The 14,064-nt window shown below is 37.3% G+C and carries 14 protein-coding genes and 1 tRNA gene; 3 read left to right on the forward strand and 12 right to left on the reverse strand.

Going from position 1 to position 14,064, the window contains the following annotated elements; genetic code table 11:
- The 3 genes from B3D98_RS01965 to groES form a co-directional block, all read right to left on the reverse strand.
- Positions 1 to 1,080: a FecCD family ABC transporter permease gene (locus B3D98_RS01965; RefSeq protein ID WP_054548891.1), complete on the reverse strand. Its 1,080-nt coding sequence runs from the start codon at positions 1,078 to 1,080 to the stop codon at positions 1 to 3.
- 353 nt (positions 1,081 to 1,433) lie between these two features.
- The gene (gene groL, locus B3D98_RS01970) at positions 1,434 to 3,065 is read right to left on the reverse strand and encodes a chaperonin GroEL (RefSeq protein WP_004224361.1); all 1,632 of its coding nucleotides are present in this window, start codon (positions 3,063 to 3,065) and stop codon (positions 1,434 to 1,436) included.
- A gap of 129 nt (positions 3,066 to 3,194) precedes the next feature.
- A complete protein-coding gene (groES, locus tag B3D98_RS01975; RefSeq protein WP_004224358.1) occupies positions 3,195 to 3,479 on the reverse strand; it encodes a co-chaperone GroES in 285 nt (94 codons plus the stop codon).
- A gap of 171 nt (positions 3,480 to 3,650) precedes the next feature.
- Between groES and B3D98_RS01980 the strand changes: the two genes are divergently transcribed.
- The gene (locus tag B3D98_RS01980; RefSeq protein WP_036075465.1) at positions 3,651 to 4,415 is read left to right on the forward strand and encodes a CPBP family intramembrane glutamic endopeptidase; all 765 of its coding nucleotides are present in this window, start codon (positions 3,651 to 3,653) and stop codon (positions 4,413 to 4,415) included.
- 77 nt (positions 4,416 to 4,492) lie between these two features.
- Here B3D98_RS01980 and tatC read toward each other — a convergent pair whose 3' ends face one another.
- From tatC to B3D98_RS01995, 3 genes are all read right to left on the reverse strand, one after another.
- The gene (tatC, locus tag B3D98_RS01985; protein WP_048394925.1) at positions 4,493 to 5,317 is read right to left on the reverse strand and encodes a twin-arginine translocase subunit TatC; all 825 of its coding nucleotides are present in this window, start codon (positions 5,315 to 5,317) and stop codon (positions 4,493 to 4,495) included.
- A 17-nt stretch (positions 5,318 to 5,334) separates the two neighbouring features.
- Positions 5,335 to 5,520 (reverse strand): twin-arginine translocase TatA/TatE family subunit, encoded by a 186-nt coding sequence (locus B3D98_RS01990; RefSeq protein ID WP_008176991.1) that lies wholly within the window; start codon positions 5,518 to 5,520, stop codon positions 5,335 to 5,337.
- A 165-nt stretch (positions 5,521 to 5,685) separates the two neighbouring features.
- The gene (locus B3D98_RS01995; RefSeq protein WP_004224350.1) at positions 5,686 to 6,321 is read right to left on the reverse strand and encodes a redox-sensing transcriptional repressor Rex; all 636 of its coding nucleotides are present in this window, start codon (positions 6,319 to 6,321) and stop codon (positions 5,686 to 5,688) included.
- 253 nt (positions 6,322 to 6,574) lie between these two features.
- On the opposite strand from B3D98_RS01995, the gene B3D98_RS02000 reads away from it, so the two are divergent.
- Positions 6,575 to 8,518: an ATP-binding cassette domain-containing protein gene (locus B3D98_RS02000; RefSeq protein WP_259951099.1), complete on the forward strand. Its 1,944-nt coding sequence runs from the start codon at positions 6,575 to 6,577 to the stop codon at positions 8,516 to 8,518.
- Between the two features lie 434 nt (positions 8,519 to 8,952).
- On the opposite strand, the gene tsaD is transcribed toward B3D98_RS02000, so the two are convergent.
- The 6 genes from tsaD to B3D98_RS02030 all read right to left on the reverse strand — a co-directional run bounded on the left by tsaD (position 8,953) and on the right by B3D98_RS02030 (position 12,629).
- Positions 8,953 to 9,969, reverse strand: a complete 1,017-nt coding sequence (tsaD, locus tag B3D98_RS02005) for a tRNA (adenosine(37)-N6)-threonylcarbamoyltransferase complex transferase subunit TsaD (RefSeq protein WP_048394920.1) — start codon at positions 9,967 to 9,969, stop codon at positions 8,953 to 8,955.
- Complete coding sequence (rimI, locus tag B3D98_RS02010; RefSeq protein WP_054548892.1) at positions 9,969 to 10,421, reverse strand: ribosomal protein S18-alanine N-acetyltransferase; 453 nt, start codon at positions 10,419 to 10,421, stop codon at positions 9,969 to 9,971. Before rimI ends, tsaD begins: the two co-directional genes overlap by 1 nt.
- Positions 10,414 to 11,121, reverse strand: a complete 708-nt coding sequence (gene tsaB / locus B3D98_RS02015; RefSeq protein ID WP_048394916.1) for a tRNA (adenosine(37)-N6)-threonylcarbamoyltransferase complex dimerization subunit type 1 TsaB — start codon at positions 11,119 to 11,121, stop codon at positions 10,414 to 10,416. The genes rimI and tsaB overlap by 8 nt, the downstream gene beginning before the upstream one ends.
- Positions 11,118 to 11,567, reverse strand: a complete 450-nt coding sequence (tsaE, locus tag B3D98_RS02020) for a tRNA (adenosine(37)-N6)-threonylcarbamoyltransferase complex ATPase subunit type 1 TsaE (protein WP_054548893.1) — start codon at positions 11,565 to 11,567, stop codon at positions 11,118 to 11,120. The genes tsaB and tsaE overlap by 4 nt, the downstream gene beginning before the upstream one ends.
- A gap of 180 nt (positions 11,568 to 11,747) precedes the next feature.
- Positions 11,748 to 12,086 (reverse strand): hypothetical protein, encoded by a 339-nt coding sequence (locus B3D98_RS02025; RefSeq protein ID WP_048394912.1) that lies wholly within the window; start codon positions 12,084 to 12,086, stop codon positions 11,748 to 11,750.
- Positions 12,087 to 12,553: 467 nt separating this feature from the next.
- A tRNA-Asp gene (locus B3D98_RS02030) sits at positions 12,554 to 12,629 on the reverse strand.
- Positions 12,630 to 12,838: 209 nt separating this feature from the next.
- On the opposite strand from B3D98_RS02030, the gene B3D98_RS02035 reads away from it, so the two are divergent.
- On the forward strand, positions 12,839 to 13,903 hold the full coding sequence (locus B3D98_RS02035) for a M24 family metallopeptidase (RefSeq protein WP_288580005.1): 1,065 nt from the start codon (positions 12,839 to 12,841) through the stop codon (positions 13,901 to 13,903).
- Positions 13,904 to 14,064: the final 161 nt, after the last annotated feature.

Consider the following 14,064-nt stretch of genomic DNA (forward strand, 5'->3'; position numbering starts at 1 on the left):
CTACCCTCCGAAGTTGTAACCTTTTTTTACAATCATATAGATAAATAATGGTGACCCAATGACAGAAGTAATAATACCAATCGGTAATTCCACATTTTGGATTAACGTTCTAGACAGAATATCAGCCCAAATCATGAAAAGGCCTCCTAAGAGCAATGTTCCTAACATTAATCGTTTGTGATCTGCCCCGAAAATACCTCTTGTGATATGAGGAATAATTAAACCAACAAAACCGATCATACCTGCATAAGCGACCATCGTTCCTGTAATAAGCGAGGTAAGAATCATATATAATTTACGATAAGCACTTAAATTGATCCCTAAGGTGATAGCTGATTCATCTCCAAGTAGCATTGTGTTTAGCACACGATGTTGGAAAAGGAATAATGCAGCTCCTAGTACAATCACGATTGTTAAAATTGGTGTTTTGTCCCAGCTGGCAGATGCTAAACTCCCCATAGACCAGAACGTAACAGTTTTAATGCCCTCTGCATTATTGGCAAAAAAGATGATAAGGCTTGAAAACGAACTACATAATGCACCGATAACAACCCCTGATAAAACCAATTTTACTGAGGTTGCTTTACCTCCAATGCTGGATAAGATAAGCACTGCCATAGAGGTAATCATCGCCCCTGCAAATGCACCAAAGGCTACTCCAAATTGTGCTAACAATGCACTACTCCCAAAACCAACTAGAATAGCAAAGGTTGCACCTAATGACGCTCCTGAAGAAATACCAAGTATGTATGGATCAGCAAGCGGGTTTTGGACAACTGCCTGCATGACAGCCCCACACAATGCAAGACCGACACCAATTAATAAGGCAAAAACCACACGTGGCATTCTGACCTGTAAAATAATATTCAAGTAGGATTCACTTTCCACACTATCAAGGGTGCCAAGTTTTCCATTGGATATAGTATGTAGCAAAATATCCATCGATTGCTTGAAAGGAATACTGACTTGTCCTATTGATACAGAAAAAACGGCAGATATTAAAATGGAGGCTATTAAAAGCAAGATAATAACATAATAAATATTGCCCGTCCCTATTCTGTTAGCTTCCTGTTTATTCAAGATTTCACCTCTATCTATTTAACTATTAATCAATGATAACGATTATCATTTTCATTTGTATTGTAAGTGATAATCCATTGAAAAACAACAGGAAAATTTTTAATTATAGATTATGCATACATTCAGTAGATAAATATTCCACTACTGGCGGGTTTTAATTCGCTAAAATTATTGTTCCGATAGAAATTAAAACAGCTCATTGTAAATTCCGGATATTATATAGCGAAGAAAATTTAAGGATTTTTATTTAAACTCTGTTCTAATAAAAAATCAAAATAAAAAACCACTTTCCATAAAATTATGGAAAGTGGTCATATTTACTTAAAAGATTGTGCTTTAGTTTAAGCTAAATCTTACATCATTCCTGGCATACCGCCCATGCCGCTCATATCTGGCATTGCTGGTGCTGCTTCAGGGATATCTGCTACAACCGCTTCTGTTGTTAAGAATAGGGCTGCAACTGATGCTGCGTTTTGTAAAGCTGAGCGAGTTACTTTTGCTGGGTCTACTACGCCTGCTTCCATCATGTTTACCCATTCGCCAGTTGCTGCATTGAAACCAATGCCAACTTCTTCACGTTTTAGACGATCTACGATAATTGAGCCTTCAAGACCAGCATTATTAGCAATTTGACGAACTGGTTCTTCTAAAGCACGTAGAACGATTTTCACACCTGTAGATACGTCGCCTTCTACTGCTTCAGCCGCTTTTTCTACTGCTGCATAGACGTTTAGAAGAGCAGTACCACCACCTGATACGATACCTTCTTCAACAGCCGCACGAGTTGAGTTTAAAGCATCCTCAATACGAAGTTTACGCTCTTTCAGCTCTGTTTCTGTTGCAGCACCAACCTTGATAACTGCTACACCGCCTGCTAATTTTGCAAGACGTTCTTGTAATTTTTCTTTATCGAACTCTGAAGTAGTTTCAGCAAGTTGTGCACGAATTTGACCAATGCGTGATTCAATTGCGTCTGCTCCGCCTACACCTTCAACGATTGTTGTGTTGTCTTTTGTTACAACAACTTTTGCTGCACGACCAAGTGCAGAAATATCAGCGGATTTTAGGTCTAAGCCTAATTCTTCTGTAATCACTTGTCCACCTGTCAGGATAGCAATATCTTCAAGCATTGCTTTACGTCGATCACCGAAACCTGGTGCTTTTACTGCTACAGCATTAAATGTACCACGAAGTTTGTTCACAACAAGTGTTGCAAGAGCTTCACCTTCTACATCTTCAGCAATCATTAAAAGTGGACGACCTTGTTGCACCACTTGCTCTAATAATGGTAATACTTCTTGAATGTTTGTAATTTTTTTATCAGTAATTAAAATGTATGGGTTATCAAGAACCGCTTCCATTTTATCTGTGTCAGTTACCATGTAGTGAGAAGCATAACCACGATCAAACTGCATACCCTCAACTACATCTAACTCTGTTGTGAAGCCTTTTGATTCTTCAATTGTAATAACTCCATCGTTACCAACGCGTTCCATTGCTTCAGCGATTAGTTGTCCAACTTCATCATCTGCAGCAGAAATAGCAGCAACTTGTGCAATTTCTTCCTTATTGCTTACTGGGCGAGAAATAGCGTGTAATTCAGTAAGTGCTGCAGCAACTGCTTTATCGATACCTTTACGGATACCTACTGGATTTGCGCCAGCTGTAACGTTTTTCAAGCCTTCACGAATAATTGCTTGAGCTAATACTGTTGCTGTAGTTGTACCATCACCAGCGATTTCGTTTGTCTTAGAAGCAACTTCTGCTACTAATTTTGCTCCCATGTTTTCGTATGGGTTTTCTAGTTCGATTTCTTTAGCGATTGTCACACCATCATTTGTAATAAGTGGTGAACCGAATTTTTTTTCTAAAACAACATTACGTCCTTTTGGTCCTAATGTTACTTTTACTGCATTTGCTAATTTATCTACACCTTGTAACATTAATGAACGAGCGTCTTCTGAGAATTTAATATCTTTTGCCATGAGAATTTACCCTCCTGAAATGGAATATTCGTTAAGCTTCTTCAATATATTTATATCAATTTCACCTTATTGTCACATTTGTTATGCAAACAATAAGTATTCACCTTACGTAAGGTGCCTTTAAAGTTCTTATTCAATAATTGCAAGAATATCGCTTTCGCGTAAAATTAGGTATTCATTACCTTCAAATTTAACTTCTGTACCAGCGTATTTAGAGAAAATAATGCGGTCGTCAACTTTAACGTCAAGCTCTACACGTTGCCCGTTCTCTAATACACGACCTGTCCCAACTGCTACTACTTTACCTTCTTGTGGTTTTTCTTTTGCAGAGTCAGGTAGTACAATACCGAATGCAGATTTTTCTTCTACCTCGATTAGTTCAATTACAATACGATCTCCTAGTGGTCTTAACAAGTGAAACAACCTCCTAATAATTAAATAATTGTTGATATTTATTAGCACTCTATATCAATGAGTGCTAACACAATTATTATGATAATCAATCACTCTTTTTTTTGCAAGTCAGAACTTCAAAAAATTTTGTTTTCTTTCCATATTCCTCTACAATAGAAAGGAAGCATATGAATGGAAAGGATTTTGACTGTGACTAATTCTCAAAAAGTAACGAAACATAAAAAAACAGCCCTGTATGTTTTGCTGATTTATATCTTGATGCAAATCTCTAGCAGATGGTTGCTCTTACCGTTCCATAAGCTCATCATGAAGGTAACTGGTTTAGCTTCTGAACAAGCGGCTCCTATTACTCAAGGTTGGTATATTGCACTAAGTTTTGCAGTAGCGCTCATTTTAAGCTTAATCCTTACATCTCGAGATAAAGCATTTTGGAACATTTATCAAGGAAAAAAAGAAACGATACCTCTTACAATTGTGTGGGGAATCATCGGCTTCTTCCTAGTGTTCTTTGGACAAATGATTGGTGCAGCTATTGAGATGGCTGTTTTCGGTATTGAAGGAGGCTCACAAAATACTGCAGATATTGTCGCGATAGCTAAAGGTGCTCCCATCGCCATATTAGCAATTGTTGTATTCGGGCCAATCTTAGAAGAATTCGTCTTCCGTAGAGTGATCTTTGGCTCGCTTGTCCAAACAACAAATTTCTGGGTGGCAGCAATTGTGAGTGCCATTTTCTTTGCGATTATCCACTTCGACTTCTCACATATCTTGCTTTATACCATTTGTGGTTTAATTTTCGCCTTTTTATATCACAAAACAAAGCGCATTTGGACGTCTATTATTGCACACGTCATGCTTAATGGATTTGTGACACTTGTACAATTCTATGCGGAACCATTGCAAAAGTTTCTTCAAGAACTCGAAAAAATGCAATAAATTTTTGTAAAGCGATTGTAAGATGCAAAAATAACACAAAAGCTCGGTGTCCCATTTAGGGCACCGAGCTTTATTTATTACTGTTGATTCAATTCTTCTATTTGTCGTCGTTGCTGCTCAAGTGCTTCTTCAATCTGGCGCTTTTGCTCCGCTTCCTGTTCTTCTTTTAATCGAATCTCTTCGGATTTAAGATATTTCTTATAGCCAATTCGTGAAATCATAATACTAATTTCATACAAAATAAACAGCGGAACTGAAACCATTAAATGCGAAGCCAACTCAGGTGGTGCAATAATCGCAGCACATACAAATAAACCGAAGTACGAATATTTACGAATACGAATTAGTAATTCCGGACTTAATATGCCAATTCGTGAAAAGAATAAAACAACAATTGGCAACTGGAAAAGGAAACCGAACGGTATTGTAAGCTTAAACAAGAATGTAAAATACTCATGTATACCAATGGTTTGCTGTATCTCCAAATCATTCGATAAATTCATCATGAATTTGATGACATATGGGAATAGTAAAAAGTACGAAAAAGATAACCCTGCAAGAAACAATAAAAATGAATACGGAATATAGCTTAGAGTTGCTTTACGCTCTACTTCCCTTAATCCAGGGCTAATAAACGACCATAATTGATACATCAACACGGGTGATGAAAGAATAAATGCAATTATAAAAACAACTTGTATATAAATTGCAAGTGGTGTGACTACATCAAATGCATGAAGCTCTATATTATATTTGGCTCCAGTCATTTGAAGGTATTTTACAAGTGGCTTTGCGACAAAAAAGGCGCCGGCCATAGCTAGAACAAAGAAAACGGCAACAATGAACAGCCGTTTTCTTAATTCTTCTATATGCTCAATGACAGTTAGATCTTTTGGATTCATTCCTCAAACATCCTAACTTACTTATCTAGTTCTTTCTTTTTCTTATCATCATCATCTTCGTCGGCTAAACCTTTAGTAGCATTTTTGAATTCACGTAGTGTTGAACCAAATGCCTTACCAAGCTCTGGTAACTTTTTAGGACCAAAAATTAGTAACGCGACAACTCCGATAATAATGAGGCTCATAGGACCAATACCACCCATTACAGCCACCTCCTCTTTATATCCATCATTTTAACGCATATTTCGCCATTTTGCTAACTAATTATATGTGAAAGTTTTTCGTCACACTCACTGATTTGACCTCATTTTATTTAAATTATCTATTTGACAGAAACGGTGAATTACACTAAAAAATATGTATGGTTTTCACTCTTCCTGATTACGAATTAAATAAATAAGCGCTTGCAACTCTACCGATAAATCGATGGTTAAAAGCTGCATTCTATCAGGTACTGTTAATCGCTCTGGCGTAAAGTTTAAAATTCCCTTTGCATTCATGGCTGCTAAGCGATCCGCCATTTTTTGAGCGGAGCGTGGTGAAACGGTTAAAATAGCAAGCTCTGCACCGTATTCTGCATATTTTTCTTCCAATAAATCTGGATGAAAAACCGGAATGTTACTGATCATTTTGCCATCCTTCGGTGCTTTTGAATCGAATGCTACCACAATATGTGTATTATGGTTTTTTTGAAAATTATATTTTAATAATGCACTGCCTAAATTCCCCACACCAATTAACGCTACTTTTGTCGTTTCATGTTGATCAAGCGTCTGGCTAAAAAATTGTAATAGATGCTGCACATCGTAGCCATAACCTTTTTTCCCAAGTGCACCAAAATAAGAAAAATCACGGCGAATAGTTGCAGAATCTATTTTCATCGCTTCACTCAGTTCCTTCGACGAAATACGTTCCATACCTTCTTGTGCAAAGTTTTGAATAAATCGATAGTAAAGAGGAAGTCTTTTTGTAGTGGCTTGTGGAATTTTTAATTCTTGTTTCAAACTTTTTCCTCCTTATGATGTACCTCCATCAATTTTACTGTCTTTAACTACTAATTTTAATACATTCATCCTTAACAATATACAACATTTTTGCAATCCCCTGCTGTATTTCTCTTTAGTTAATGGCGCCTTATACGCAGCTAACTAAAAAGAAATCGTTTCAATCTTACATGACTGCTAGGAATAAGTAAAGCACGGACATTGCATGCAAATCGTTCATCCATTACACTAAGGTAGAATTGAGGTGTCAAGAATGATTGTTTTACAGGTCAATCAACTAACTAAATCCTTTCTTGCAGATGAAATTTTAAGTGGTGTTAAATTAGAAGTTCAACACCGTGACCGTGTTGCCTTAGTAGGACGAAACGGTGCAGGTAAATCTACTTTATTAAAAATAATTGCTGGTCAAATGTCTTATGATTCAGGTGATATCATTATCCCAAAGGATATTCAAATAGGCTATTTAGAGCAACATGCAGGATTAAACTCTACGCTAACAATTTGGAATGAAATGATGACTATATTTGAATCTCTTTTAGCCCAAGAACAGCTGCTACGCTCACTTGAACAACAAATGGCTGATCCTACTGTCTATGAAAACCCTACTATGTATGCGAAAGTTATGTCGGAATACGATCAATTACAGCATACGTTTAAAGATGCAGGTGGCTATCAATATGAATCAGACATACGGTCAGTCCTTCATGGTATGCAATTTTATTCCGAAGACTATGACAAACCCATCAGTTCCTTATCTGGTGGACAGCGCACACGTTTAGCACTTGCTAAGCTCTTACTTAGTAAACCAGATCTTTTAATTCTCGATGAGCCAACGAACCATTTAGATATCGAAACACTATCTTGGTTGGAATCCTATTTAAAGGGCTATGAAGGCGCTATTTTAATTGTTTCCCATGACCGCTACTTCTTAGACCAAGTCGTTTCTATTGTCTACGAAGTATCTCGTCATCGCGTTACCAAATACCCGGGTAATTATAGTGCATATTTAGATGAAAAAGCTAAAAATTATGAGCGTGATGTCAAACTCTATGAACGTCAGCAAGATGAAAAGGCCAAGCTAGAGGATTTTATCCAAAAAAATATTGCACGTGCTTCTACAACAAAAATGGCACAAAGTCGACGTAAAATGCTTGAACGTACCGAGTGGATGGAATCGCCAGATGGTGATGAGAAATCCGCTAGTTTCGGTTTCACGATTGAACGTCAAAGTGGAAATGATGTTTTATCTGTTGATGAATTAACGATAGGTTATAACGATCGTACCATTTCTAGTGGGATAAACCTCCGCACTTTTCGTGAGGATCGTATTGCCCTTGTTGGCCCAAACGGAGTTGGTAAATCGACATTATTAAAAACAATTGTAAAAGATTTATCCCCTCTTGGAGGTAGTATTCGTTATGGTACGAATGTACAAATCGGCTACTATGATCAAGAGCAAGCAAAGCTATCGAGCAATAAGAGTGTCCTAAAAGAATTATGGGATGAATGGCCACTCATGAACGAAAAAGATATTCGAACTGTATTAGGGCGTTTTCTTTTTAGTGGTGAAGATGTGGATAAAGCTGTATCCTCTTTATCGGGCGGTGAAAAAGCACGCCTTGCACTCGCAAAGCTAATGATGCAAAAGGCTAATTTCTTAATTCTAGATGAGCCTACCAATCATTTGGACTTAGATAGCAAAGAGGTATTAGAAAATGCCTTGATTGATTATCCAGGTACGCTTCTATTTGTCTCACACGACCGCTACTTCATTAATCGTATCGCAACAAAAGTGGTGGAGTTATCTGGAACGGGTTCATTTGAATATTTAGGTGACTACGATTATTACGTTGAGAAAAAGCAGGAACTATTGGAGCTAGCACAAATGAAGGCTGCCTCCCAACCACAAGTACAGCAAGACCTACCTGATAAAACCTCTACATCAAAAATTGATAAAGAAGCAAAAAAGCGTGAACGTCAAATTAGACGTACGATTGAAGATTTAGAAAGCAAGATGCAAGAAACATCTGCTATTGTTGCAAGACTAGAAGAAGCTCTTTGTGACTCTGCCATTTTTACCGACCATGAAAAAATTTCAATGCTTCAAGCAGAATTAGCAACTGCTAAAGAACAGCATGAGCTATTAGAATTAGAATGGCTTGAGTTAAATGAAGAACTTGAAAATATTAGTATGTAAATGATGTAAGCCATGTGAAAGGTCACATGGCTTTTTCTTTACTTGTCTTCATTTTTCATATATATTGGTCAAGTGCTATTATTCGACAAAAAATGCCCACAGTTTTATTCACACTACAAATCTAGTAGTACCAACATATCAACAGAGTTTTCCACATTGTCCACAATGAAAATTTATTTTATCCACATTCTATCGTATAAAACCAGCTACTATATATTGAATAATCACAAGTTATACACAAGTTATCAACAATTTGTGCATAAGTACGCGTGTTCGCCATTTAATTCGCTCCTTTACCTGTGGATAATTTTCTGAAAAATTTGTCAATTGTGATGCCTCTACTGACTATTCCCTTAGCACGGTTCTTTTTTATCAACAATTATTCGACAATTAAAAAAAGAGATATCTAAAAATATAGATACCTCTTTCTTACACTATACCCAGGATTTTAACTCCATTCCTGGACGTCCATTCATCATTAAGTTTCCTCGAATACCAGCCTCAAACATCGGCATAGCTGCTGCGCCAATCATTGCCGCATTATCAGTACACAATTTAAGCGGCGGTACAAAAAACGGGATACCTTCCTCTTCAAATACAGTCTCCAAAGAAATTCGCAACCCCTTATTTGCTGCTACACCTCCAGCTGCAATAACCTGTTTCACCTGATATTCGCGAGCAGCACGTAATGTCTTAGCAGTCAGTACTTCAACAACACTTTCCTGAAAGCCCTTGGCGACAGCTGCTGGTGAAATAGCTTCACCTCGTTGATCCATATTATGTTTATAATTGATGACAGCTGATTTTAAACCGCTAAAGCTAAAATCATATGAATCCTCTTCCAACCATACTCTTGGAAAAGGAACAGCCTCTCCTTCCTCATGAGCAAGACGATCAATATGTGGCCCACCAGGATAAGGTAAATTTAAAACACGCGCCACTTTATCATAAGCTTCACCAGCTGCATCATCTCTTGTTTCACCAATGACCTCAAAAGAGCCATGTTCCTTCATATAGACAAGCTCTGTATGACCGCCTGAAACTACTAGTGCTAATAAAGGGAACTCCATCGGCTGAACAAGCGCATTGGCATAAATATGCCCTGCAATATGATGCACACCTACAATTGGTAGGTTATTCGCAAAGGCAAAAGCCTTCGCTGCATTAATGCCAATCAACAATGCCCCTACAAGACCCGGACCCTCTGTAACAGCAACCGCATCCAAATCTACCGGCTTTAAATTTGCTTGAGCTAATGCTTCTTCAATTACCATCGTAATTTGTTCAACGTGATGGCGTGATGCAATTTCAGGAACAACGCCACCAAATCGCTTATGACTCTCTATTTGAGAAGCAACAACATTCGACACGATTTCATGACCATTTCGTATAATCGCTGCAGCTGTTTCATCACAGCTTGATTCTATTGCTAATATCAATCCATTATTCATTATAAATTCACCCACATGACAAGGGCATCCTCCCCGTTATCCGTATAATAGCCTTTCCGTATACCACCATCTTGGAATTGGAGCTTACGATAAAGATTTTGTGCAACTGTGTTCGTTACTCGTACCTCCAATGTCATAACCTCCATTCCATGTAAACGAGCTATTTGCATTGCCTCACGCATTAATCCCTCGCCTATACCTCGTCCACGAGCTGCCTCAATAACAGCTACATTCGTAATTTGGGCTGCATCTATAACCATCCACATCCCGCAAAAACCAATAATACTTCCACTTGCATCAACAGCCAGCACATAATGGGCATACTGATTTTCATGTACTTCATAGTAAAAGGAATCCAACGTCCAAGGTACAGGAAATGAAGCTACTTCAATTTCATAAACTGCTGGTACATCATCAGAAACCATTTTACGATAAGTTACATCACTACTCATGTTCTTTCTCCTTCTGTTCTTTCAGCCAATTTGCTTCAGCCTCTGCAATTCGTTTATATTGTGGGACAAAGTGATGAGTAGCTTCAACACTCGGTAATTCCACTTTAGTTCCTACACGAATAACTTCCGTTGCACGTGGCAAGTCAAGACTAAAAGGTGCACGAAAAGCGTTATCGCCAAGCTCCTCTACAATGTTATCCCAAAATAAGCCCACATCTGTTCCTACAAATAAAATAGGTGCATCTAATGCCCTTAAACGCTCTAATAAATCAGCGATATGTGCATGATGATCCTCCACAAGAGCCTCTAGAGTCACTCCTTGATAAACAGCTGTATAAACATTATCTCTTCTTGCATCAAAAATTGGACAAATTAATCCATTATAAAGGGTAGCATTTGCAGCTAATGCTTTTAAGCTAGAGACACCAACTAAAGGTATCTGTAATGTCCATGCTAGGGTTTTCGCTAATGTTACACCTATACGGACCCCTGTATACGAACCTGGCCCTTCAGACACTGCAATAACATCCAAGTCGCCTGCCTTCAAACCTGCTCTTGCTAATACCTCTTCAATAGCGGGCATTGCGCCTGCTGAATGTGTTAATTTTATATTTTGTACCAGCTCAGCTACCACTTTTCCATCCCTCACAATAGCAACGGAAAGTGGTGTATTCGCTGTTTCTATTCCTAACCAAATCATTTCATTAGCTCCTCACATAGTGCCTCATAGCGTTCCCCACTAGGTATTAACACAAATCGTCGTTCATTGTCTCCGATTCGATAAATCTCTATCGCTAATCGATTCTGTGGCAAATCCTGTTCTATTAAATGCGCCCACTCTACCACTGATACTGCATCTCCATAAAATAATTCATCCCAACCAAGGTCCTCGTCACTTTCAGCCAAACGATAAACATCTAAATGATTGAAGGGTAAACGTCCTTCATACTGTTTAATGATTGTAAATGTTGGACTGTTGACCGTTCTTTTCACACCAAGCCCTTTTGCTAAGGCCTTCGTAAACGTTGTCTTGCCTGCACCCAAATCTCCTTCTAATGTAATTGTATCTTGAGCTTCTAGTAATTTTGCAAGTGTCACGGCAAAACGCTCTGTATCATCAACTGAATTCATGATTATTTCATACATTCTCATTTTTCCTCTCATCACTACATTACCTCTAGTTTACCTAAACTAGCGAAAATGTTCAAAGCATCCAATATCATTATATCCTACATAGATTATCTTCGTTAAAAAGCCTAATTTTATGACATAGGTAGCCATTTAAATAAAAAAACACGCCTTCTTTTACAAAGACGTGACAACTATTTATCTGTTTGAATGACCTTTCACTGCTATGATTTCTTTGCCAATTAGTTTATCATCCTTAAATTTTACTATATAGGCCTGTGTCATCAAGATTTCATCATTCCAACGATATTCATTATTTTTGATTTTTTTACCTGCGCCGCCTGCTGCTTCTACTACCTCAATATATGACATATCATTTTTTAATTTCTCAAATTCTACTTCGTTCATATTTTTTTGCCAGTGATACGCATTTGATTCTTCAATCTCCATAATAGGATCTCCACAGCCTACCATCATTATCATGGAACCAATAAGCAAAGGGAAATAAATACTTTTAAAAGAATAATCTTTGCTCATATAAACACCTCCGTAGCCAATCCGATTACATCTACTTTTTTACCCCTAATCTTTATATTAGAAACATCTCTAATTTTACCTTATAGAAACGCTATCATTTATCGGTAATTTTTACTATTTTTAGATAATGTTAAATATATGAAATTCGCTATGTTTATGGCTATATTATCGATCATTTCACAGCGATTTAAGCCATTTTTTAGATACACTTGATATGTTTTAGGGAAATAGATGTTGTTTATGAAATAATAAAGGGAAGTTGGTCTCAAATACTTCACAAAATGTTATGCTTTTAGCCTCTGTGTTTCTACTAGGCAGTGTTGATCCTTTCGACATTATTCATTTGTCATGTAATTTCTACTTAATTTACTGATAAACTCCTGAAAGATGAATTGGATCCATACTCCAATCACATACAAAAAAGTCCCTATGATGTAAAATCATAAGGACTGTAATATCAATTTAAATGGCGGTCCCGACCGGGATCGAACCGGCGATCTCCTGCGTGACAGGCAGGCATGTTAACCGCTACACCACGGGACCTCTTTAAGACATTTATAAATATATCATAGAAAATATAGATATACAATATCTTTTTTCACATTTTTTTAATATATTTTCCAACACTCTTTAATCTAGGATAGAGGTTATCCTGCAATGCATTTTCCACATAATCAACATCTAATTTCATATAAGCTCTAAACATGATGCAAATTTTGCAGTATATTTAACTTTGAAGGGGGAAACATAACATGTCAAAATTAGAACAATTACAAGCAGCCTTACAGCTCCACAATACCGATGCAATTATTATCACAAATGCTCAAAATCGTCGCTATCTAACAGGTTTTACAGGTAGTGCAGGTACAGTTATTGTAACAAAGACACGCGCACTTTTATTAGTAGACTTCCGCTACACTCAGCAAGCAACAAATCAGTGTGACACCTTTGAAGTACTAGAGATTGATCGCAACCATTTATATGAAACCATTCAGGAAATTCTTGAACAGGAATTAATTCAAACTGTTGGTTTTGAGCAACATCATGTAACTTATTTTAGCTATCAATTAATGAAGAGCAAATTGACAGCTATATTAGAACCAATGCCTACTATTGTAGAAGATTTACGGATGATTAAAACACCAGAAGAAATTGAAATAATTAAGAAAGCAGCATGGATTTCCGATGAGGCGTTTAATCATATTCTGACATTCATCAAACCAGGTATTTCAGAACTTGAGATTGCCTATGAATTAGAGTCTCATATGCGAAAAAATGGTGCAACAGGTGCAGCCTTCGATATGATTATTGCTTCTGGCCATCGTTCAGCACTCCCACATGGTGTAGCATCCTCTAAAATAGTGGAGCAAGGTGACATGTTGACAATGGATTTTGGTGCTTACTACCGAGGTTATCGTTCTGATATGACAAGAACGATTGCTGTTGGAGAACCATTAGAGCAATTAAAAGAAGTATATCAAATAGTTTATGGTGCCTTACAGCATGCCCTTTCCAATATGAAGGCTGGTATAACTGGACAAGAGGCCGATAGTTATTCACGAGACTACATTACTAAAAAGGGATATGGACAAAATTACGGACACGGTGCAGGACATGGTATAGGCTTAGATATCCATGAAAACATATTTATGTCTACCATATGTAAAGACATGTTAGAAGAAAATATGGTACTAACTGTCGAACCGGGTATTTATATACCTAATGTAGGTGGTGTTCGAATCGAGGATGATGTTATCGTTACAAAAGAAGGTGTGGAAGTCATCACTCACTCTCCTAAGGAACTCATTATTTTATAGCCCATTAAAGTGATGTTTTATATGGAGATATCATTAAAGAAGTTTAGCTGCTTACTTTGATATATAACAAATGTTTTAAAGAGTAAGTACAATAAATTCTTTGTACTTACTCTTTTTATAAAAGAAAAAACAGCCAACACACAGCTGACTGTTTTGTTTGC

It is taken from the genome of Lysinibacillus sp. UBA5994, from assembly GCF_002429725.1.
Classification (GTDB): Bacteria; Bacillota; Bacilli; order Bacillales_A; family Planococcaceae; genus Lysinibacillus; species Lysinibacillus capsici.

Excerpts from the sequence above, each read along its gene's own strand:
- groL (WP_004224361.1), bottom strand. The coding sequence starts at position 3,065 with ATGGCAAAAGATATTAAATTCTCAGAAGACGCTCGTTCATTAATGTTA.
- B3D98_RS01980 (WP_036075465.1), top strand. The coding sequence starts at position 3,651 with ATGGAAAGGATTTTGACTGTGACTAATTCTCAAAAAGTAACGAAACAT.
- tatC (WP_048394925.1), bottom strand. The coding sequence starts at position 5,317 with ATGAATCCAAAAGATCTAACTGTCATTGAGCATATAGAAGAATTAAGA.
- B3D98_RS01990 (WP_008176991.1), bottom strand. The coding sequence starts at position 5,520 with ATGGGTGGTATTGGTCCTATGAGCCTCATTATTATCGGAGTTGTCGCG.
- B3D98_RS02000 (WP_259951099.1), top strand. The coding sequence starts at position 6,575 with ATGATTGTTTTACAGGTCAATCAACTAACTAAATCCTTTCTTGCAGAT.
- tsaD (WP_048394920.1), bottom strand. The coding sequence starts at position 9,969 with ATGAATAATGGATTGATATTAGCAATAGAATCAAGCTGTGATGAAACA.
- rimI (WP_054548892.1), bottom strand. The coding sequence starts at position 10,421 with ATGAGTAGTGATGTAACTTATCGTAAAATGGTTTCTGATGATGTACCA.
- tsaB (WP_048394916.1), bottom strand. The coding sequence starts at position 11,121 with ATGATTTGGTTAGGAATAGAAACAGCGAATACACCACTTTCCGTTGCT.
- tsaE (WP_054548893.1), bottom strand. The coding sequence starts at position 11,567 with ATGTATGAAATAATCATGAATTCAGTTGATGATACAGAGCGTTTTGCC.
- B3D98_RS02025 (WP_048394912.1), bottom strand. The coding sequence starts at position 12,086 with ATGAGCAAAGATTATTCTTTTAAAAGTATTTATTTCCCTTTGCTTATT.
- B3D98_RS02035 (WP_288580005.1), top strand. The coding sequence starts at position 12,839 with ATGTCAAAATTAGAACAATTACAAGCAGCCTTACAGCTCCACAATACC.